This window comes from Geothermobacter hydrogeniphilus, assembly GCF_002898515.1.
In the GTDB taxonomy this organism is placed as follows: Bacteria; Desulfobacterota; Desulfuromonadia; order Desulfuromonadales; family Geothermobacteraceae; genus Geothermobacter_A.
This window is the reverse complement of the sequence record NZ_PPFX01000041.1, coordinates 1-20,841: the sequence shown is the minus strand read 5'-3', so window position 1 is coordinate 20,841 and position 20,841 is coordinate 1. Positions and strand designations below refer to the sequence as shown.

Genomic DNA, 20,841 nt, shown 5'->3' with positions numbered 1-20,841 from the left:
CGGGGTGATGGTACGCACAGCGCGCAATCTCGTAAGATAATGAAAAACTGGGGTCTTGTAAAGAAAAAGAAAGGACTGACTGTTTCAACGACGGGCGCTGGCGAACGGTTCCCTGCGACCGAGAAAGGCGAGAATTCGTTTGCGTTCGGTTGCCGGCCGATCGGCAATTTCTGCGACCTGGCGATAAAAAGGGTCCAGTTCTCCCTGGTAGAGAGAGAGTAAATGCTGAAAAGCCGGTACCAGTTGATAATAGGTGTTCAAAGAAGCGAAGCGGGCGTTATTCAGGGCCGGGTCCAGCCAGGCCGAAAAACCGCTGCCGTCATTGCGCTGCTGCCGGAAGCGTCGAACTTCGTCCTGAAAGGAACGGATCAGACGGTGCTTTTCACGCCGCATGAATTCGGGCGTCTGCCCCGACGCATAAAGAGTCTGCAGCCGCCGCCGGCAGGTGCGGGCGAGCCGTAAAAAATCACGTTCCATCGCCAACTGTTCACGATAGCGCTCCGCCTGCCGGGATTTGCCGTGCATCATCAGCCAGCGTTTGACGCCTTCCATTTCAACGGTCTTGGCAAACGCTTCATTGAAATCGGAATCGCCGGGCAGGTAGACCTGCTGATGGGCGAGTTCGTGAAAAATCAGCGCGGCCAGGTAGGTTTCGGATACGTTGTTGAACGTGTTCAACAGTGGATCATCAAACCAGTTCAGAGTCGAATAGGCCTGAACCCCGTACACCAGAACATCATCCCCTTCCTTCTTGAGTTTCCTGGCAAAATCGATCGCCGGCTGCTTCTTGAAATAGCCGCGATAGGGGACACAGCCGGCAATTGGAAAACACCAGGTCACCGGCTGCAGTGAAAATTCCGGGGTGGCAACCACATTCCAGACAACATAGGGGCGGCCGAGATCGGCATAGCGGCGATAGCTGTCGTTATCGGGCAGGTGCAGCCAGGTACTGGCAAAGGCGCGGATATGCAGGGCCTGGTCCAGCTGGGACTTCAGCTGCCCGCTGACCTGCGGATCGGCAATGATCTCGTGAATATCGCGGGTTTTGTGCAGAATCTCGTACTGTCCGTCAATCGCCTGCAGGTAATAATCGAAATCGCTGCAACCGGAAAGCAGCAGGAAACACACGCAGAGCAAAAGAGAAGAGAGAATAATAGCGCGCATAAAAACTATGGTAGCATAATTGGAACGATCCTGAATTCCCGTGCCATGGCCCGCCCGGAAGGGCCTGAGGAGGTTGGCAATGATTCGCTGGCTGTGGTTGCTCTTCGCCTGTGCCGCCTGTGTGCAGGCGCCTGTCCCTGAACCCGGCGTCCGGATCTATCGACAGGCCTGTGCCCGCTGCCATGATACCGGGAAGCACGGTGCCCAGCGCATCGGAGATCGTGAGGGGTGGCGCTCACGCCTCGGCCAGGGACGGGACACGCTGCTCGAACACTCGATCAGGGGATTCGAGGGGGCTGTCGGGCATATGCCGCCGCGTGGTGGAAACCCCGCCCTGAGCGACGCGGATGTGGCCGCCGCCCTCAACTACCTGCTTGAACAGAGTCGATAATCGGGAAACCGTGGAAGATACTTGCGCCGACGCGCAAAGAGACTATAATGCGCGCTTACCCCCGGGCATTTTGCCCGCGAACAGCTGGACGGAGAACACGAATGCAGACCCTGACCGGAAAACAACGGCGTTTCCTGCGCGGGCTTGGTCATCACCTGCAGCCGGTTGTCATGATCGGCAAAGACGAACTGACTGCCGCCCTGGAAGCTTCTGTCGACGAAGCGTTGACGGCCCATGAATTAATCAAGCTGAAGCTGCAGGAAGGCTGCCTGCTGGATCGAAAAGAGGTCGCCGAACGACTGGCGTCCCGCACCTCCTCGGCCGTCGCCCAGATCCTTGGTCGGACCATCCTGTTGTACCGTCCGGCAGACGAGCCGACGATTACCCTGCCCCGCTGAACAAGTACCTGCCGAAAGCTGAAAAAAGCGAGTCTCCTCGGCTGAGAAAAATGTCCAGATGCAAGGCGTCCGAGCCCCCTCGGAATAAGGCGTACCGGAAGGTACGTTGTTGACGCGGGGGGAGGACAACGCAGCAGATGGGCGTTTTTGCTAGTTAAGAACAATCGATTCCAGCCGCCGCTCCATCAGCAGCCCGGTGCATTCATCGGCGGTGAGGGGCGGATGGAAGAGGTACCCCTGGATGCGGTCGCATCCTTTTTCCTTTAAAAACCGATACTGTTCCAGCCGTTCGACCCCCTCGGCGATCACCTCCAACCCAAGCGCGTGCCCCATGGCGATGATGGCCGCCGTCAAGGCCGTGTCGCCGTGGTCCCGGGGAATGCCTTCGATAAAGGACTGGTCGATTTTCAAACCGTCAACCGGAAACCGTTTAAGGTAGCTGAGCGACGAATAACCGGTGCCGAAGTCGTCGATCACCACCTTGACACCAAGATGTCTGAGGTCGGCCAGCAACTTTCGAGCCTGTTCCACGTCCTGCATCAACATGCTCTCAGTTAATTCCAGTGCCAGCCATTTGGGAGCCAGCCCGGTATTTTCCAGCACCCGGCATACCATGTCGAAGAACCCTGGTTGGAAAAACTGCCGTACCGAAACGTTGACCGCCATCCGCTGCGGCGGCAGCCCCCGCTGCTGCCAGTGATGGTTCTGACGGCAGGCCCGGGTCAAAACCCACTCGCCGATCGGCTCGATCAGGCCGGTTTCCTCAGCCAGCGGGATGAAACGTTCCGGTGAGATCGATTCGCCATCAGGGTACCTCCAGCAGATCAGGGCCTCTAAGCCGCTGATCCGGCTGCGATGCAGGTGGAGCAGCGGCTGATAACGAACTCCCAGTTCATTCCTCTCCAGAGCTGTATGAAGGCGGTTTTCGAGGATCAGCGACTGTAGAAAAAACTCGTTCATCTCCGGGAAGTAGAACTGGAAGCCATGTCCTCCCATTTCTTTGGCGCGGCTGCGGGCCACCTCGGCATTTTTCAGCAACGTGATGGCATCATGGCCATCATGGGGATAGATCGCGATGCCGATGCTGCCGCTTAAGTGGAGTCCATGTTCGACAAAGGGGAAAGGTTCCTTGAGGCACTTCTGCAGGGACTCGGCAACGCCGGCAACCTGGTCGCTGTGCTCGATGGACGGCAACAGCACGGCAAATTCATCGCCGCTGAAGCGTGACAGCAGGGCCTGCGGGTCGAGACAGGACTGCAATCGTCGGGCGATTTCCTTGAGCAGCCGGTTGCCGACACTGTGGCCGAGGGTCCGGACAACGGTGCGGAAACGGTCCAGGTCCAGCAGCAGGATTGCGGCTTTGTTGTCACCGCCCGACAGTTCGGAGAGGGTTTCTTCGAGGAGATTCTGGAATCGCAGCTGATTGGCCAGCCCGGTGAGGCTGTCATGATAGGCCGCGTGGTAGAGTTTTCGGTCGCCGCGGCGCAACACTTTCAGGTAGCGTTCGAGAACCAGGTAGAGAAAAAAACCAGTCAGGACAAAAAAGAAAATATCCCTGAAAGGATGCAGCAACTCGCGCAACCGCGGATCGTCGATCAACAGCTTCAGCAGCGGGTCGGAACAGAAGGCCCAAGCCGCCCCCAGAACAAGGTAATAAAAGACAATCCGCCGCAGACCGCTGAACGGGAGACGCCAACCCGTCTTTTTCATTCCTTTCCGCCCGCTTTCTCCCCCTGTTACTACCATAGCGGGAAGCTGCTGTTTGTCAAAACCGCCGCAATCGTTGATCAGACCCGTTCAAATGGTTCGAACAGGCGCTTGTATTCGTCCTGGGCATAGCGGTCGGTCATACCCGCCAGGTAGTCGCAGATCACCCGCTCGATGCCGATGGAAGAAAATCGCTGCTGATAGCTATCGGGGAGCAGGGTTGGATTCTGTCTGTAGGTTTCAAACAGCTGCGTCAGAAACCGCTCAGCCTTCAAACGCATTCGTTCAACCTTGTAATGACAATAGAGCTTTTCGTAGAGGAAACGTTTCAATTGATGGTTTTTCTCATTCATCTCGGCGCTGAAAGCGATAAGCCGTTCCGGTTGCTGACGCACCGCTTCGGGAGAATCAATCCCGCCGGAGTTGAGCATGGCACGACTGTACTCGACAACGTCACTGATCAGAACCCCTATCAGGTGACTGATGGTCTGGTGAACATGACGTTCAGGATCGATGGCAGGAAATTTGTCGGCGACCCGTTCATAGGTCGTCTGCCAGAGAGGAATTTCGGCCAGCTGCTGAAGACAGATATAGCCGGATTTAAGCCCATCATCGATATCATGATTGTTGTAGGCGATCTCGTCCGCCAGATCTATGATCTGGGCCTCAAGGCTCGGACGCAACCCCGGTTCGTAATCATTCGCCGCGCCGCTGTCGGGACGGTCGTAATCGCTGGAATGCTTGATGATTCCCTCCCGGGTCTCCCAGGAGAGGTTCAGGCCGGGGAAGCCCGGATAACGCTCTTCAAGTTCCTCGACAACACGCAGTGACTGGCGATTGTGTTCAAAACCGCCGTGATCCTTCATCAGCTTGTTCAGGGCATGTTCCCCGGTGTGGCCGAAAGGCGTATGGCCCAGGTCATGAGCCAGGGCCAGGGCTTCGGTCAGGTCTTCGTTCAGACTCATCCGCCGGGCAATACCGCGGGCGATCTGGGCCACCTCCAGGGAATGGGTCAGACGGGTTCGGTAATAATCCCCTTCATGGTTGACGAAAACCTGGGTCTTGTATTCCAGTCGCCGAAACGCGGCACAATGAATGATGCGGTCCCGGTCCCGCTCGAAGGCGGGGCGATCGTCCTTGTAGGGTTCATCGTACTTTCGCCCCCGGCTGGCACTGCTTCGTGCGGCATAGGGGGCCAGATCAGGTCGTTCCACGGGATGCTCCTGGGATAAGGGTTGTGACCTCTCCGTTCTTGTACCGTTGATCAACAACCTCAGATTAAGTTTCTATTGTATGTAGGCCGTAACCCGTCCTGCAACCTGATTTCACTCCACGATGCATTATCTTGACGCTTGCAGAGTCAGTATGCTAGTTTTTTCAGGTATTTGCGAAATGGAGTCACAGTGAGAATTATCAGCGGAAGCGCTCGCGGGCGCAAACTCGGCAGTTTCAGCGGACAGGACATCAGGCCGACTCCCGACCGGGTGCGGGAAGCTGTTTTCAGCATGTTGTTCAGCAGACTCGGAGGTTGTGGCGGGACTCGGGTTCTTGACCTCTTTGCCGGCAGCGGCGCCATGGCGCTGGAAGCCCTCAGTCGCGGCGCCGTCCACGCAACACTGGTTGACCGGGACCGTAAGGCTGAACGGTTGATTCGTGCCAATCTGGAGCATTGCCGGCTGACAGACCGGGCCCGGATTCTCCGTCGTCCGGTTGATGCTGCCCTGGACGAGATGCGGGGCGGCAATCCCTTCACAATTGTTTTTCTCGACCCCCCCTACTCCCGCAACCTGGTCGAACCCACCCTGGCCGCGTTGATTGAGGGACGGTTGCTGGAGAAAAATGCTATAGTGGTCGCCGAGTCCGATCGTCAGGATCAGCCCTGTATCCCCCCGGAAGGGCTGGAGCGGATTGAAGAACGACTTTTCGGGCGCACCCGAATAGAACTCTTTCAGCCCCTGGATGTGACATGAAAAAACACATAGCGGTTTACCCCGGATCCTTCGATCCGATTACCAATGGGCACCTGGATATCATTCAGCGCGGTCTGGAGGTTTTTGACCAGGTTATCATCGCGGTCGCCCGGAATGCCGAGAAAAAATCGCTCTTCACCACCGGGGAGCGTCTGGCCATGATTGAGCAGGTTGTTGCCGAAAACCCGCGCCTGAAAGTCGACACCTTTGAAGGGCTGCTGGTCGACTACGTGGTCTCGCAGGGCGCCCGGGTCATACTTCGCGGATTGCGGGCGGTTTCGGATTTCGAATACGAATTCCAGATCGCCCAGATGAACCACGCTGTTCACGAAGAAGTCGAAACCCTGTTCATGATGACATCAGTAAACTACGGTTACCTCAGTTCATCCATTGTCAAGGAGGTTGCCTCCCTCGGCGGCAATGTCGATGCCCTGGTGCCGGAACCGGTTCTGACCGCGTTGCGTGAAAAATTTTCCCGTTAACAGTTCAGGGAGGTTGCAAAGATGATCAGCAAAGAGATGACGATCGGCGAGATTATCCGCAGGCATCCGCAGACGATCAGTGTTTTCAAGAAGTTCGGCCTCGACTGCAATGAATGTCAGATCGCCCAGTTCGAAGCGGTTGAAGGCGGTGCCAATGTTCATCATGTGGATGTCGACGAACTGCTGTCCGAACTGAACCAGGTTATCAGCGGGAACTAACCCCCATTTGTCCGCCCGTCAGCAGGATTTCATCATCGTTTGAGGTGTTGATCGGCTGTTTCCAGCCGGTCGATCAGGTTGACCAACCCTTCCAGGACCGCCGCTTCGATCGCCCTGCCCTTCTCCGCGCAAGCCTTGCCCGGATCGCCCCAGACGCCGCCGGGCCAGCAGGACCGCTTGTCGCGAACCAGCAATCCTTTCGGAAAATTGGGAAATTCCCGTTCACTCGTTCCTTTGACCAGCTGCGGATGACTGTGCAGTAAACGCGAGGTTTCAATCTCGCCGGCGTGCGAGTCGCCGCGCGTTTCAATCAGGTTCGCGGCATCCGCCCGCACCAGGTCGAGTTCAGTGACGACGGCGATTTCCGCTTCCGGGAGGCAGTCCAGCATCTCTTCTCCTGCATCCAGCAGAAACGCATTGTGAGTACCACCGGCATGTCCGCTCAGCAGGATGAAGCGACGCAGCCCCTGGCGATAATAGTCCCGCAACAGGTCACACGCCAGGGCACGCAGGGTCAGACCACGGATGCTGATGGTTCCGGGATGCCCGCTGCTCGAACGGCAGACACCGTAGGGAATGGCGGGAGCAACAAAAACCCTTCTTCGTTCGGCGGCCCGGGCGGCCAGGGTTTCGGCCATCAGGGTGTCGGTTGACAGCGGCAGGTGCCGGCCATGCTCCTCGGTGGCGCCGAAGGGCAGAATGATGGTCCGGGTCCGTTGCAGGCCCGCCTCAAATTCGGGCATGGTGAGGTCGGCGAGCAACATGGCTAGTCGACCCTGAGCAGCGGATGGATCTGCGGCACAACCCGGGTATCGGGGTGATGGCGGGAAAGCAGCTGCTGCCAGGCGAGCAGCTGCTCACCGCTGACGTCGGGACCGCCGTCACGGGTCACCGGCTGCAGAAAGAGCGGGGCCGCGGGCAACAGTTCTTCAACCAGGGTCGCGCCCTGCACCAGTTCCTCTTCATCCTGGCCGGTGTCAACGACGATCTTGACCTGGGCGGGACGACTCCGGGCCGCCTGAAGAAAATGCCGATGCTCGTTCCAGGGGGTCGGGGTGCCGGTGGTGGCCTCCAGCTTCAGATCGATGGAAAGAAATGTCAAATGCGGCATCAGGGCCGGTAGACACTGATAAAGGGTACCATTGGTTTCCAGGTGAATCGGCAGTCGTTCAGCAAGGACCGGCAGCCAGTCGTTCAGAGCATCGGCATGCAGCAGCGGTTCGCCGCCGGTCAGCGACAGGGCATGGTGGAGGTTCGGTGCAAGGACCAGCCACTGGTCGAGCAAGGCGCAGAGAGTCTCGGCGGAGACCGGGTTGGGAACTGCCTTGAAACGTCCCGAACCGGGAGCCGTCTCGAAGCGGCAGGTATCGCAGATTCTGAAGTCGGTATCGCAGTAGCCGCAGTTGAGATTGCAGCCGCCCAGGCGGAGGAAAACCTGGCGGCGACCGATGTGCAACCCTTCCCCCTGCAGGGAGGAGAAACATTCGACCAGGGGCAGTTCAGTCGAGGCTGTAGCTGGCACAGGCATTGTCCGACTCCCAGACATTGACCTGCTCGACGGTGACATTGTCGGTATTCAGCAGTTCACCGAGTTGTTCGAACAGGTAACGGGCGATATTTTCCGATGAAGGACTGAGATCAAGAAAAGGTTCAAGTTTATTGAGATACTTATGGTCCAGACTGTCAAGCACCGCGTTGGTCCGGTGCTTGAGAACCTTGAAATCGATGCCGAGCCCGGACTTGTCCAGTTCACGCGCCGCCACCCGGACTTCAACCTTCCAGTTGTGACCATGGAGGTTTTCGCAGTCACCCTGGTAGTTGACCAGGTTGTGGGCGGCGGCAAACTGGGTCTGTATGGTCAATCGGTACATGGAGGCTCCTCAGGTTGGTGAATCCGATTCCTGCGGCACGGGTCGGCCGGCGATGCGGTACTCTTCCTCGGCCCAGCAGCCGAGATCAATCAGCCGGCACCTTTCCGAGCAGAAGGGGCGATGTTCGTTGCCGTAATAATCAGTCAACACCCCGCAGCGGGGACATTTGATGGTTAATCGTCGGGTCTTGTCAGTCATGGTTCCGTTCTATTCTGCCACAAAGACTTCGCCACCGCCAGCGGCGGAACAAAAACGCCCCGGCCCGAATATGGGCCAGGGCGAGATCATCTGGAGCGGGAAACGGGATTCGAACCCGCGACCTTCAGCTTGGGAAGCTGACACTCTACCACTGAGTTATTCCCGCGAAAGAGGAGGTCATTCTAGGGAGCAGACTCGCCTTTGTCAATGGCTTTTTGCTTTCCCCTGAGCAGGTGCGCTTCGGCTTCACGAGAGGTCTTTATCTGTTCCAGGATCTCCATCCGGCGCAATTCCGCCAGGGCCCGACCGAGTTCCGGTCCGGGTCTGAAACCGAAGCGGTCCATCATCCTGGCCACCGGGATCAGCGGTTCGGGCGGCTCCTTGTCCAGGTCCTTCAGCACCCGTGGGTCAAGGCGGTCGAGATGAAGGTGGCAGGTCTGCTCCGAAACGCTGTCAAGCAGCAGTCCGAGCAGGCTGACCCGCGGATTTCCCGGCAGGTCTTCCAGCCAGAGTCGCTGCGCGCGGCGACGGCGTGGGCAAGGCAGGCAGTCACCGATGTGCAGCAGGCCGTTCAGGGCGGTCGCGTTGCGCCTGCCGAGACACAGGCGGTCGGCAACCTGCGCGCTGCGTCCCTTGTCCGCTCCCGGAGTTCCGGAGAGCATAAGATGCAGTTTCAACAGCGCCAAACGACTGAAGTTGTTGGCAACGGTTCCCGCGGCGAGCTCATGCAGCCAGGCCGGGCCCTGGCTGAGCGTCTGTTCCAGCCGGTCAAACTGCTGCGCGAGCTGCCGACCGAAGTCGACAGAACAGGAAAAACCGAACAACACCGGCATCAGGTCGAGAGCGAACCAGAGCGGCAGGATGCGACTGCTGCCCGGGGTATTCAGGATAACGGCCAACTCGGCATGAATCCTCTCGCCGGGGATCCCGGTCAGCAGGCCGGCGTCACGAACCATGGCGGCTTCAGTCCCGGTTGTCGGGACGAGGTTGAACTGCAGGGCAAAGCGAACGCCGCGCAGAACCCGCAGAGGATCATTACGCAGGGAATCCGGACTGCACACCCGCAGACGCCGGTCGCGGATATCTTCCCCGGCACCGCAGGGATCAATCAGGGCCCAGTCTTTGCCGCCCAGTTTCACCGCCATGGCGTTGAGAGTAAAGTCGCGGTCGGCGAGATCCGTCTCGATGGTGGCGGCCCGCAACGGAGAAAAATCGTAACTGAAGGTTTCGCTGCCGCATTTCAATACCACCCGGCTCTGGCAACGTTGTCGATCAAGCCAGAACCAGCTTCCCCCGGTGTGCCGGGCGAATTCCTGCGCCAGGGCGGTCGGGTTTCCGTCGGTTGCCAGGTCGACATCCTTGACCGGCTGCCCGAACTGCCAGTCACGCAGAGCGCCGCCGACCAGAAAAACCGGGATCTGGCCGGCGTATTCCAGCAGGGTCCGAAATCCCGGGAGGGAAAGCATGTCATGCTGAAGCTTGTTCATGATTGTAAACAAAAGGGGCCCGCATCAGCGGGCCCCTTTGTTGTCACTCGATGTCCTTGACCGCCTGGTAGATCAGGCTGAACAGTTCGGGGATATCCTCCTCGGCGATACAGGAGAAAGCGACCCGCAGGTCCGTCGAACCGATCGAGATGGCGCCGACTCCGTACTTGTCAAGCAGATGCAGTCTCAGTTTCTCAGCCTCTACTGTTTTCAACTTGAGACACATGAAATAACCGGAGTTGAAGGGGTAATAGCTGAACGCGTCGGCATACTCACCCCGGTCAAGCACTTCCTTGACCTTGAGCGCGCGCCCCTTCATGGTCTGGTACTTGGACGCTTTCTGGGCAAGGAAGTCAGCCGATCTGAGGGCCTCGATAACGAAGGTCTGACTCGGATGGGGACAGTTGGAAATGGTCGCCCGGATGATGCCCATGGTCTTCTTCTCAAGGGCCGTCAGCAGATCATCCTGCCCGCTTGCGCCGGCGGCGAAGGTAATGAATCCGGTGCGGAACCCCCAAACGTACTCTTCCTTGGTCGCACCGTCGAGTTTGACCGCCAACACCCGCGGATGAAGGTTGGCGAGACGGCCGAAGAGCGATTCGGTCAGGGAGTCCTCGTAGAAAAGCCCGAAATAGGCATCATCGGTCACGGCGATGATATTGCAGCCCGACTCGGCCACCTCGACGATCGCCTCGACGATCGCCTGTCCTTCAGCTTCGGTCGGAGTGTAGCCGCTCGGATTGTTGGGGAAGTTGAGCAGCACCAGCGCCTTGCCCTTTTCGTCGGCGGTTTTCCGCAATTCGGACTTGAAAGCCGCGACATCGAAGCCGCCGGTCTCGGTGAAGGTGTTGTATTTTCTGATCACGCCGCCACGACGGACGCTGAAGGTCAGGTTGTAGTTGCCCCACATCATGTCGGGCATGACCAGGTGGTCACCGGCGTCGATAAACATGTCGGCAACGATCGCCAGCCCATGGGTCAGGGCATTGGTGACGACAGGATTGCTGAACTGCCGTCCCTGAAGCGAGGGGTTTTCCCGCAGCATCTTCTCGCGCCAGAGCTTCCGCAATTCAGGCTTCCCCGCGGGTGGCGCGTAGGGATAGATATCCTTCGGATCGAAAGCTCCCAACTTGTCCTGGATGCACTGCAGGTACATGGGACCGCCGTCTTCGGTGGCGATACCGATGGTGGCGTTGAATTTATGGGCTTTTTCCTTGGCTTCCGCCGACTGGGTCAGGATGCCCCTGGGGAAAAAGAGGTTGCGGCCGAGGTCGGAGAGCATCTCCAGGACCCGGGGGTTGTCCTTGGCAATCAGCTCGTTGAGTTCCTGCGCCAGCGGATTCATTGACTCCTCCAGTTGAAAAAGTGCGGTTTGAATGATCGGCGGCTATTAAAACAGCCCCTTACGGGGTTGTCAATCTTCACGGGAGAACGACGCCGCGATGCGTAAAAGGGTTCCTTTTTGCCGGAAAACCCGGCAGGGAGAAACGGGCTTTACTTGCGTTTCGCGAGGAAGACCAGCCCGGTAATCAGCAGGCCGACCAGCAGGATGAACAGGATATTGGCAAACATCATGATTTCGCTCCTCCCCTGTCGAGCAGTGGTCCTGACAGTGTAGCCGACAAAACCGCAACGGTCATAAAATTCTTTGCAAGCGCAACGAGGTGATGTACCAGCCCGCACCACAGTCCCAAGGCGTCGGATTTTTTATCAAATCAAGGCGCAGTCTCGATGAGCGCGGAGGCGTAGCGGCAGCTACGTCGCACAAGCGAAGCGAGCCTGCAACGCAGAGTTGATGAAAAAGCCGGCGCCCTTAATAAAAAAGGTGGAGTCGATGACTCCACCTTTAGCTCCCCCTCAGGGAAGCCGGTTTCTATATGAACAGCCGAAGCTGTAATGAATGGCTGGGGTGGGAGGATTTGAACCCCCGAATGGCGGAGTCAGAGTCCGCTGCCTTACCACTTGGCGACACCCCAAAAGCGGAGTCGATTTTTATCAGACATCACCGGCACGGTCAAGAGCTTTTTTGGATTTTTCCGCCACCGTTCAGCAGACCATCAAGGGGCGCAGAAAAGTTCGAATTTTATCGGCTGGAAGCGGTTTGCTGAAAAGGAATCCCTGACCCTGCTCACAGCCTCGCTCCTTGAGAAAAAGGTACTGCTCTTCGGTTTCGATCCCTTCGGCAATCACCTGCAGATCCAGACTGTGCGCCAGGGCGACAATGGCCCTGACAATGGCCTCATCCTCGCCGTTGACGGTCAGATCCTTGACGAAGGCCCGGTCGATCTTCAGGGTTGTGAGCGGGAAGCGTTTCAGATGGGCCAGGGAAGAATAGCCGGTACCGAAGTCGTCAATGGCAAGATGGACGCCGAGGGCAGCCAGTTGCGCCATGATGAAAATCGCCGTTTCAACATCATCCATGACCATACTTTCAGTGATTTCCAGTTCCAGGAAACAGGGGTCCAGTGTTGTCTCTTCCAGAACTTCGGCAACCATCTGCACCAGGTCGCCCTTGAGGAACTGACGGGCGGAGATATTGACCGTGATGCGGATCGGGCTGAAACCGAGAGCCTGCCAACGCCTGTTCTGGCGGCATGCCTCCCGCAGCACCCATTCACCCATCGGCACGATCAGCCCGGTTTCTTCTGCCAGGGGGATGAAATCTCCCGGCGGAATCATCCCCCGCTGCGGGTGATTCCAACGCACCAGGGCCTCCATGCCGCGAACATGGCCGGTGAAAAGATCGATCTGCGGCTGGTAGTGCAACACCAGTTCCTGCTGTTCGATGCCGCGCCGTAGACTGCTTTCAAGCAGCAGCAGTTCACAGGACCGCGCATTCATGTCCGGGGTATAGAACTGATAGGTATTTCGCCCCTTCTCCTTGGCGCGGAACAGGGCGGTATCAGCCGCCCGCATCAGGTCTTCGGCATCGGCGCCATCTTCGGGATAAACACTGATGCCGAGGCTGCCGGTCACGCAAAGCTGGTAGGAATCGATTTCCAGGAGCGGCGAGAGGGCCTTGTGAATTTTACGCGCGACGATATCAATATGGGCCACATCCTGGATCTCTTCAAGGATGATGACGAATTCATCTCCCCCCGATCGCGCCACCAGGTCGGAGTCCCGCAGACAACGGCGCAGCCTGTCCGCAACCCTGCACAGCACACGATCACCGAGATCGTGCCCCAAGGATTCGTTGATGTTCTTGAACCGGTCAAGGTCGAGCAGCAGCACCGCGGCCCGGTTGCCGGTCTTGCCGGCAGTCAGCATGGTCTTGCGCAGGCGGGTATAAAAATGGTCACGATTCGGCAGGCTGGTCAGGGTGTCATGCTGAACAAGATAATTGAGTCGCGTCTCTTTTTCCCGCAACTGTTCTTCGGCTTCGAAGAGGTAGGTGATATCGCGTGATGACTCAATAATGCCGCACAGATCTCCATCCCGGTTGCGATAGGGGGATGCCTGCACTTCGAATATTCGTTGGCTGCCATCACCGGCGGTCTGATAATGAACAACAGTCACCGGGTTGCCGGTACGCTTTACCTCCGCAAGCGGACAGGGATGATAATCGTCACAACAGGGGGCCTCCTGGCGGTGAAAATAACGGTAGCAAAGCTCCCCGTCCCGCGGGGTCCCCTGCCCTGCTTTGCCGGCCGCGCGGTTCATCATCAGGATCCGGTAGTCAAGGTCGACCACGATCAGGGGATCAACCACCCCGTCAACGACTGTCTGCAGGAACCACCTTTCATGTTCCAGGGCTTCACGGCTTTTTTTATAGTCGGTAATGTCCTGAACAAGGGCGATGCCGTAATCGGGGCGCCCCTGGGCGTTGCAAATCCAGGTGGCGGAAACAGCACCCCAGACAACGTCACCCTGCTTGTTGAGGAACCGCTTTTCAATATCGATATGCCGGTGCTTGCCGTCACGGATCTCGTTCATGATACGCGCGGTTTTGTCAAGATCATCCGGGTGCGTCAGATCGGCAACCGTCATGCCGCGCAACTCCTCGCTGCTGTAACCGACAAAGTCGCAGAAGGCCTGGTTGCTCTGCAGGAAATAACCTTCCGGCAGCAGGATGTTCATGCCCGTGGCGGCATATTCAAAAACCTTTTTGAATCGTTCCTGGCTTTTGCGAAAAGCGGATTCGGCATCGTGCAACAGGGTATTGTCGTGGGCAATGACAATACAGACGGTCGCTCTCTGAACGATGGCCAGAGTCAGGCGAGCTTCACCCGGAAAAGTTCGCCCATCCCTGCAGCGGTGTTCAGCCTCGAAATAATAATACCCTTCTTCGGACAGAATCCTGGCAACTGCTGAAAAATCCCCCTGCTCGCAGCCGATCAACGAAGCGATGTTGAGATTGCGCCATTCCTCTTCCTGATAGCCGTAACATTCGGCGGCCGCGCGGTTGGCGAGGCGCAATCGCCCATTTCGGGTGGTGATCCAGGCGGGATCGGGAATCGCGTCAAGGACTGCCCGAACCGAGTTCCAGCGGCTGCCCGGCGCTCCGTGGGCTTCACGGGTTTCGGAAGTCCTTGACGTGGCGGTGGGAATTAATGTGTGCGGCATAAACTCACGGCTTCAATTACGGGCAGCAGCGTTGTGCGCTCCCCAGTCATATTCATGTCGACGCAACACGGGAGAAGGTTTAGACAGCAGATGAGAACACCAGGGGAAAGCGACTTTTGCTATCCGTTACAGCCGCAGGGGATAAAAACAGTCGCGCCCGGAACGATTGTGTCCCGGGCGCGGTGTGTGACATGGATCTGAATCAGGCCAATAAAGCGAGAGACTGCGCAAGCCGTGCCCGAACCCGTTCGCGGCCGAGCAGCTCAATCAGCAGGAACAGGTCCGGCCCCCCGCGGCTGCCGGTCATGGCGACCCGCAGCGGCTGGGCTCCCTTGCCGAAACCAAGGCCGAGTTGTTCGAGGACAGTGCTGAATTCGGCTTTCAAAGCGGCGGCGGTGAAATTGTCGCAGGCGGCAAACCGGTCCTGCAGCAGCATGAACAGTTCACGCTGTGCCGGGGTGATGAATTTAGCCTGGTCGGCAGGGTCGTAGAGAACCTGGGCGCGGTAGAAAAAAGCCGCGTTTTCGGCCATCTCAACCAGCGTTCGCGCCCGTTCCTGCAGGGCCATGACCACGGTGGCCGGGTCAGGTCCGCCAGCGGTCGACAACCCGAGTTTTTCCAGTTGTTCCACCATCAACGGCGCCAGCCGGGCCGGATCGCCGTGCTTGATGTAATGGGCGTTGAGCCAGAGCAGTTTCTCGGGATTGAAAACCCCGGCGGCGCGGCCGACATGGTCGAGGCTGAACTTCTCGATCAGTTCTTCACGACCGAAAATTTCCTGGTCGCCATGCGACCAGCCGAGGCGGACCAGGTAATTGACCATGGCTTCCGGAAGAAAGCCCTGGTCCCGGTAGGCCATCACCGAGGTGGCGCCATGCCGTTTGGACAGCCGGGTCTTGTCGGAACCGAGAATCATCGGCACATGGGCAAATTCCGGCACCGGGTAGCCGAGAGCCCGGTAGAGCTGAATCTGACGTGGGGTATTGTTGACATGGTCATCGCCACGCACCACCAGGTTGATCCCCATCTCGGCATCATCAATGACAACCACCAGGTTGTAGGTCGGTGTGCCATCGGTACGGCGGATAATCAGGTCGTCAAGCTCTTCATTATTGAAAGCGATACGGCCCTTGATACGGTCGACAAAGGCTATTTCGCCCTCCTGCGGGGCCTTGAAACGGACCACGTGCGGTCGGTCGGCCGGTTGTTCAGCACTATCCCGGCAGGTGCCGTCGTATTTCGGCTTACGTCCTTCGCTGATCGCCACCTCCCGTTTGGAGGCCAACTCTTCGGCACTGCAGTAACAGCGGTAAGCCTTGCCCTCGGTGAGCAGCTGGTCGATCTTCTGCTGGTAGAGGTCGAAACGGTCAGACTGGTAGAGCGGACCTTCATCGTAATCAAGTCCCAGCCAGTCCATCGCCTGCAGGATGGCATCGACCGATTCCCGGGTGGAACGTTCCACGTCGGTATCCTCGATCCGCAGCACGAAGGTGCCGCCTTGTTTGCGGGCGAGCAGGTAATTGAACAGCGCGGTACGGGCCCCGCCGATATGCAGGTAGCCGGTCGGGCTGGGAGCGAATCGAACACGTAGATCAGACATCGGTTTTCTCCGGAAAAGAAGGCTGATGCGGTTGTCGGGAAGCGCGTATGAGCGTGCCGTCCGGGATGCCGCCCGCTGTTTATACTGCAGTCGGAATTGATTGGCAAGACCGTTCAGAGAATGGTGATTCCGGCATAGCCGACAACGTCGGACTGGTCACCGGTCACGTCACCGGAGTTGGCGTAACGGACCAGTTCGGCGCGACCGGCACCAAGTCGTGTCCCCGCCGCCAGCAGGACGACCGTCGGCAAAACCCCGCACATGGAGATCCGTTCACGGCGCACCGTTCGGTAGAGTCCCTCAGGGTCGAGGGCGAGAATCCGATCGATGGCCAGCCGGTCTTTGCGCCGGGCAACGGCACCGGGCTCGTAATGGCTCATGTCGCTGCTGGCCAGCAGCAGCGGCGGCTGACTCTGCCGGGCACAGACAGCGGCGAGACCATCGGCGATGGCGAGCAGGTCGTCCAGCCCCAGATGCCCAAGGCAGATCGGCACGATTTCCACGTCACGGCGAAGGACCTGCAGAAAGGGCAGTTGGACTTCGAGAGAATGTTCATGTCGGTGGGCGAGACTGTCCGCGTTCAACCGTGGGCAGTGGGCCAGAATGTCAGCGGCCAGAGACGCAGCGACCGGGGTTGTCCCCAGGGGAGTCTGCCAACCGCCGGCGGCAAAGACGGCACCTGCATGGCCGAGTCCGTGATGGTTGGGGCCGAGGATGACAACCTGAGCCGGGATCTCGATACGGGAAAAAACCGCCCCGGCAACGGCACCGGAATAGATGTAGCCGGCATGAGGGACCATGGCTCCGAAGACACCTTGAGGGGTAGCCTCGAGGGAAATGAAGGACGTAACCTGCCGGTGAAGGTCATCCCGGTCGCGGGGATAGAATTGTCCGGCAACGGCAGCCTGACGCAGCATGGATTCTCCTGTTTGTCAGAACAGAACCTGGTAACCCATTTTCAGGCCGACCAGGATCAGCAGGGCGGCAAAGGCTTTGACCATTTTATCATGCGGCAGGCGTCCGGCAATACGGACCCCAAGTCGCGCAAAAAGAATCGCAAGCGGGGCGACCAGCAGCACAACCAGAAGGTTCACGTAGCCGAACGACCAGGGTGGAAGTCCGGGCTCGCCGCTGCCGGTGGCGATATAGGACAGCATGCCCGCCAGGGACGACACCACGATCAGGGCACTGGAGTTGCCGACCGCGAGATGGATCGGCAGTTGGACCAGGATAACCATCATCGGCACCGCCACCACGCCGCCGCCGACGCCGAAAAAGGCCGAAAAAGAACCACCGCAGAGGCCGACCAGGATCAGCATCCAGGGAGGAACCCGAGTGCTGCGTTCAGGGGGCAGATAATTGCGCGCCACCAGCATGCGGCCGGCCACCAATATCTGCATGCCGGCGAACAGCAGCTGCAGGTTGCGACCGTTCAACCCCGCAGCCAGGTGTGATCCGGCAACGGCACCGGCAACGCCGCCGATGGTGAGAAACCCGACCTGCCGCCAATCGACGTTGCCGCGTTTACGATGACCGAAGGTGCTGCTGATCGCCGTTGGCAGGATAATCCCGAGGCTGGTACCGAGGGCGAGATGAACGTAATATTCGGGCGGAAAGCCGATCAGTGGAAAAATATGCAGAAACAGGGGCACCAGGATGATCCCGCCACCGATGCCGAGCAGACCGGCGAGCAGACCGGCAACGGCACCGAGCAGGATGAAGAGGACGATGAATCCGGGAGTAATCAATTCCATGCGGAGTCCTCACCCCAGGTTACATGAACAATCGGTAAATTCCCCAGCGGCAGCTACGTCGCACAAGCGAAGCGGGGCTGCAACGCAGAGTTGATGAAAAAGCCGGCGTCCTCAAAAGCTTCAACATCACGATCAGGCCAATATCCCACGCCACAGCCTCAAGGCGCTGGATTTTTTATCAAATCAAGGCGCAGCTCAATGAACGCGGAGGCGTAGCGGCAGCTACGTCGCACAAGCGAAGCGGGGCTGCAACGCAGAGTTGATGAAAAAGCCGGCGTCCTCAACAAAAAAAGCCAGCCCGGAAGGGGCTGGCTTGATTCTTAAGTGGAGGCCCCGACCAGATTCGAACTGGTGATGGAGGTTTTGCAGACCTCTGCCTTACCACTTGGCGACGGGGCCGTCACGACCTCTCCGGCCGTGAAAAGTGCGCTATTGATAACAAATCCCCTTCCCCCTGTCAACAGGAAAGGGAACACGTCAGGAATCGTCCAGAAGCTTTGTGACAACAGCCACTTTGCCCTGCATGGAGTGGCTTTCGGAGTCACGTCGATCGTCTATTTTGATCAGCGTCGAGACCCGTGATGCTCCTTTGGCGAAGGGGGCTTCGTGCATCCTCGCAATGACCGCGAGGATCGCGTCGAGATCTCCTTCGATCACTGTTCCCATCGGGTTGAGCTGGTGTTTGAGACCGCTGTCCCGCAGGATGCGCAGACATGCGGCGACATAGGCGGAAACAGAGGGATGTGCCGTACCGAGAGGAGCGATACTGACTTCGACAATGGCCATCAGGGTACCTCCTTGAGGCGGTCAACCTTGATCCAGATGTCCCGGACCTGATCACGATGACCGGCCTTGTAGGTCAACATGGCACGGCCCGCATCGCTGCTGTCGGACATGGATGTTGCCAGATTGGTCCAGACTCCGAGAGGAACCTGGATGACGCTGGCCGCCTGTTGAAATTCAACGGTCTTGCGTTTGGCGGCAGGGTCGAGAGTCTCCATTTGCGGGGTCAGTCGCAAGCGGACCATCTTTCCGCGTAATGAAGGTTCGACCCAGAACCCGGTACTCACCTTGCGGTAATCAAGGGTTTCACCGAAGCCGAATATTTCACCGGCGAAAAACCTCTGGCTGGTACTGAACGGCTCATCCCGGCCGACCTGCAGAAACCCCTTTTGTCCATCCTCGACCCGCAGGCTCTGGATGACCGAACGTCGGCTGTTGCCGATGGTGCGCCCCGGCTTGGTGGGCAGTGTTACCGAATCTCCGACGCCGGCCGTCCCCAGGGTTCGGCTCCTGCTCGGTGTCTGGTTGTCGCTGCGTCGCTGGCGGACCTGAATCAGGAACTGGGGGACAGCGGTATCAAGACCACTGACAAGTTCCGCAATCAGCTGAATCTCTTCCTCGCTGCCGCGCACCACCAGTTGTTGCCCGGCTCCGCTGATGCGGGTCTGATCATCGACAAGCGGTTGCAGCAACGGCAGCAGTTCACCGGCAGCCCGGTGCTGCAACTGAAAAACCCGGCCCTGGTCGGCCAGGCCCGGTCCGGCTGACGACAGGAGCAGAAACAACAGGCTGATGGTCGGGAAAAATTTCTTGCAGATCATGACTGACTCCCGGGCATGACGATGCGATAGATAACTCCGGCCAGGTCATCACTGAGATAAAGCGCGCCGTCGGGACCGACCAGCGGGGCAACCGGCCGGCCCCAGGCGCGTCCGTTGACCAGCCACCCGCGGAGCAGATTGCGGGGAGGCCCGGCGGGACGTCCCTGCCGAAAAGGAATGGAAACCACTTTATAACCGGTCGGGACAGTTCGGTTCCACGATCCATGGTAGGCCACCAGCAGGGATCGGCGGATCCAGGGTTCCGCCTTGAGACCATTGCCGAAGGTTATTCCCAGGGGGGCTGAATGAGCCGGCAGATCGACCTCGCTCGGCTGGGTCTGACGACAGCGAAGCCGGCTGCCGAGTTCAGGGTCCGGGACCCGGCGGCCATAGCAATAGGGCCAACCGTAGTCGCCGCCGTCACGCAGCAGGTTGATTTCATCAGGAGGCAGGTCGTCGCCGAGCAGATCGCGGCCGTTGTCACTGGCCCAGATTTCTCCACTGACGGGGTCAAGAGCCAGGCCGACACTGTTGCGCAAACCAAAAGCGAAGATACGCCCCCGGCCGCCGGCTGCCCGGATTTTCAGGACCGTCGCACGGCGCGGATCTTCTTCAAGACAGGCATTGCAGTCTGAACCGACGGAGACATACAGGCTTCCGTGGCCATCCGCCAGCAGAGACCGGGTCCAGTGTCCACCGCCGGCGGGAAGATCGCTGGAGACAACATGTTTCTGGTCGGCGCGCAGGTCACCATCGAGATCCCGCAGGCTGACAACCTTCCCGGTTTCGGCGACGAACAGGGCGCCAAGATAGAAATCAAGCCCATGCGGCCGGTTCAGACCGTCGGCAAAGACCACGGAACGGTCCGCCCTGCCATCCCCGTCATTGTCAGGCAGGGCAAGGACGCGTCCCGCCCCGGGGAGGCTGACAAAGAGCACGCCCTGACTGTTGAATCTCAATAATCGTGGTTTTTGCAGGCCTGCGGCAAAAACCGTAATCCTGGTTCCGGCCGGGGCGTAAAGCACATGTCGCGGAAGGCTGTCGTTGCCACCCAACGGAACAGGGACCAGCCCGTCAGCCGTTTCAGTTCGGGGAGGAGTCGAACCTGACGAGGGGGGCCAGACCCGGTTGCCGACGGCGAAGGCCAGAAAAGCCGCCAGCGGCAGAGCCAGGAACAGATAATAGCTGGAAAAGTGCTTCAGCAACCCGGAAAGACCGATGGAGAGAAGTAAAATCGGCCCCAGCCACCAGAACGGTGAGAGAAAAGGAAACCGCTCCAGACCGACACCGGCAAAAACCCCGACCGCCAGGATCAGGGTAAAGAGGATGAAATGAAAACTTCGCGGCATAGTGTTGTCCTGCCCCCGGGTTCTGGCCTGAATCTGATGAAATGGTCTCCCCCGCTACCCAAATCGGCGTCTATGCGCCAT

Annotated in this window: 22 protein-coding genes and 3 tRNA genes; 5 read left to right on the top strand and 20 right to left on the bottom strand. The window is 58.7% G+C overall.

What is annotated here, in order from left to right:
- Positions 1–84 precede the first annotated feature (84 nt).
- Positions 85–1,164 (bottom strand): aminopeptidase, encoded by a 1,080-nt coding sequence (locus C2E25_RS14435; protein ID WP_103116430.1) that lies wholly within the window; start codon positions 1,162–1,164, stop codon positions 85–87.
- Between the two features lie 79 nt (positions 1,165–1,243).
- Between C2E25_RS14435 and C2E25_RS14430 the strand changes: the two genes are divergently transcribed.
- Together C2E25_RS14430 and yhbY are read left to right on the top strand one after the other, a co-directional pair.
- Complete coding sequence (locus C2E25_RS14430) at positions 1,244–1,555, top strand: c-type cytochrome (protein ID WP_103116429.1); 312 nt, start codon at positions 1,244–1,246, stop codon at positions 1,553–1,555.
- 101 nt (positions 1,556–1,656) lie between these two features.
- Positions 1,657–1,953 (top strand): ribosome assembly RNA-binding protein YhbY, encoded by a 297-nt coding sequence (yhbY, locus tag C2E25_RS14425; protein WP_103116428.1) that lies wholly within the window; start codon positions 1,657–1,659, stop codon positions 1,951–1,953.
- A gap of 150 nt (positions 1,954–2,103) precedes the next feature.
- Here yhbY and C2E25_RS14420 read toward each other — a convergent pair whose 3' ends face one another.
- Complete coding sequence (locus C2E25_RS14420; RefSeq protein ID WP_158247279.1) at positions 2,104–3,663, bottom strand: putative bifunctional diguanylate cyclase/phosphodiesterase; 1,560 nt, start codon at positions 3,661–3,663, stop codon at positions 2,104–2,106.
- Positions 3,664–3,740: 77 nt separating this feature from the next.
- Positions 3,741–4,874, bottom strand: a complete 1,134-nt coding sequence (locus tag C2E25_RS14415) for a deoxyguanosinetriphosphate triphosphohydrolase (protein ID WP_103116426.1) — start codon at positions 4,872–4,874, stop codon at positions 3,741–3,743.
- Positions 4,875–5,063: 189 nt separating this feature from the next.
- Between C2E25_RS14415 and rsmD the strand changes: the two genes are divergently transcribed.
- From rsmD to C2E25_RS14400, 3 genes are read left to right on the top strand one after another with little or no spacing between them, the layout of a single operon-like run.
- Positions 5,064–5,630 carry a 16S rRNA (guanine(966)-N(2))-methyltransferase RsmD gene (rsmD, locus tag C2E25_RS14410; protein ID WP_103116425.1) on the top strand — a complete coding sequence of 189 codons (567 nt, stop codon included), beginning with the start codon at positions 5,064–5,066 and terminating at the stop codon, positions 5,628–5,630.
- On the top strand, positions 5,627–6,112 hold the full coding sequence (coaD, locus tag C2E25_RS14405) for a pantetheine-phosphate adenylyltransferase (RefSeq protein WP_103116424.1): 486 nt from the start codon (positions 5,627–5,629) through the stop codon (positions 6,110–6,112). Before rsmD ends, coaD begins: the two co-directional genes overlap by 4 nt.
- A gap of 21 nt (positions 6,113–6,133) precedes the next feature.
- A complete protein-coding gene (locus C2E25_RS14400) occupies positions 6,134–6,331 on the top strand; it encodes a DUF1858 domain-containing protein (protein ID WP_103116423.1) in 198 nt (65 codons plus the stop codon).
- A gap of 32 nt (positions 6,332–6,363) precedes the next feature.
- On the opposite strand, the gene C2E25_RS14395 is transcribed toward C2E25_RS14400, so the two are convergent.
- From C2E25_RS14395 to C2E25_RS14320, 17 genes are all read right to left on the bottom strand, one after another.
- A complete protein-coding gene (locus C2E25_RS14395; RefSeq protein ID WP_103116422.1) occupies positions 6,364–7,095 on the bottom strand; it encodes a creatininase family protein in 732 nt (243 codons plus the stop codon).
- Between the two features lie 2 nt (positions 7,096–7,097).
- Positions 7,098–7,859, bottom strand: coding sequence for a 7-carboxy-7-deazaguanine synthase QueE (locus C2E25_RS14390; protein WP_103116421.1), 762 nt, complete (start codon positions 7,857–7,859; stop codon positions 7,098–7,100).
- Positions 7,831–8,202 carry a 6-carboxytetrahydropterin synthase QueD gene (queD, locus tag C2E25_RS14385; protein ID WP_103116420.1) on the bottom strand — a complete coding sequence of 124 codons (372 nt, stop codon included), beginning with the start codon at positions 8,200–8,202 and terminating at the stop codon, positions 7,831–7,833. The genes C2E25_RS14390 and queD overlap by 29 nt, the downstream gene beginning before the upstream one ends.
- Before the next feature lie 9 nt (positions 8,203–8,211).
- The gene (locus C2E25_RS14380) at positions 8,212–8,400 is read right to left on the bottom strand and encodes a DNA gyrase inhibitor YacG (RefSeq protein ID WP_085008894.1); all 189 of its coding nucleotides are present in this window, start codon (positions 8,398–8,400) and stop codon (positions 8,212–8,214) included.
- 91 nt (positions 8,401–8,491) lie between these two features.
- Positions 8,492–8,566: transfer RNA gene (locus tag C2E25_RS14375), tRNA-Gly, on the bottom strand.
- A gap of 16 nt (positions 8,567–8,582) precedes the next feature.
- Entirely contained in the window at positions 8,583–9,887 is a 1,305-nt protein-coding gene (locus tag C2E25_RS14370; protein WP_103116419.1) for a CCA tRNA nucleotidyltransferase, read from the bottom strand.
- 43 nt (positions 9,888–9,930) lie between these two features.
- Entirely contained in the window at positions 9,931–11,232 is a 1,302-nt protein-coding gene (locus tag C2E25_RS14365; protein ID WP_103116418.1) for an aminotransferase class I/II-fold pyridoxal phosphate-dependent enzyme, read from the bottom strand.
- Between the two features lie 149 nt (positions 11,233–11,381).
- The gene (locus C2E25_RS17355; protein ID WP_146032985.1) at positions 11,382–11,570 is read right to left on the bottom strand and encodes a hypothetical protein; all 189 of its coding nucleotides are present in this window, start codon (positions 11,568–11,570) and stop codon (positions 11,382–11,384) included.
- Positions 11,571–11,788: 218 nt separating this feature from the next.
- Positions 11,789–11,863: transfer RNA gene (locus tag C2E25_RS14360), tRNA-Gln, on the bottom strand.
- Between the two features lie 70 nt (positions 11,864–11,933).
- Positions 11,934–14,453: an EAL domain-containing protein gene (locus C2E25_RS14355; RefSeq protein ID WP_103116417.1), complete on the bottom strand. Its 2,520-nt coding sequence runs from the start codon at positions 14,451–14,453 to the stop codon at positions 11,934–11,936.
- A gap of 202 nt (positions 14,454–14,655) precedes the next feature.
- Positions 14,656–16,053: a glutamate--tRNA ligase gene (gltX, locus tag C2E25_RS14350; RefSeq protein WP_103116416.1), complete on the bottom strand. Its 1,398-nt coding sequence runs from the start codon at positions 16,051–16,053 to the stop codon at positions 14,656–14,658.
- Between the two features lie 113 nt (positions 16,054–16,166).
- Positions 16,167–16,970 (bottom strand): AmmeMemoRadiSam system protein B, encoded by an 804-nt coding sequence (amrB, locus tag C2E25_RS14345; protein ID WP_103116415.1) that lies wholly within the window; start codon positions 16,968–16,970, stop codon positions 16,167–16,169.
- Between the two features lie 15 nt (positions 16,971–16,985).
- Entirely contained in the window at positions 16,986–17,807 is an 822-nt protein-coding gene (locus C2E25_RS14340) for a sulfite exporter TauE/SafE family protein (protein WP_103116414.1), read from the bottom strand.
- A 325-nt stretch (positions 17,808–18,132) separates the two neighbouring features.
- Positions 18,133–18,206 (bottom strand) — tRNA-Cys (locus C2E25_RS14335).
- Between the two features lie 78 nt (positions 18,207–18,284).
- Positions 18,285–18,593, bottom strand: a complete 309-nt coding sequence (locus tag C2E25_RS14330; RefSeq protein ID WP_103116413.1) for an MTH1187 family thiamine-binding protein — start codon at positions 18,591–18,593, stop codon at positions 18,285–18,287.
- Positions 18,593–19,411, bottom strand: a complete 819-nt coding sequence (locus C2E25_RS14325; RefSeq protein ID WP_103116412.1) for a secretin N-terminal domain-containing protein — start codon at positions 19,409–19,411, stop codon at positions 18,593–18,595. The genes C2E25_RS14330 and C2E25_RS14325 overlap by 1 nt, the downstream gene beginning before the upstream one ends.
- Positions 19,408–20,760, bottom strand: coding sequence for a PQQ-dependent sugar dehydrogenase (locus tag C2E25_RS14320; RefSeq protein WP_103116411.1), 1,353 nt, complete (start codon positions 20,758–20,760; stop codon positions 19,408–19,410). Before C2E25_RS14320 ends, C2E25_RS14325 begins: the two co-directional genes overlap by 4 nt.
- Between the last annotated feature and the right edge of the window lie 81 nt (positions 20,761–20,841).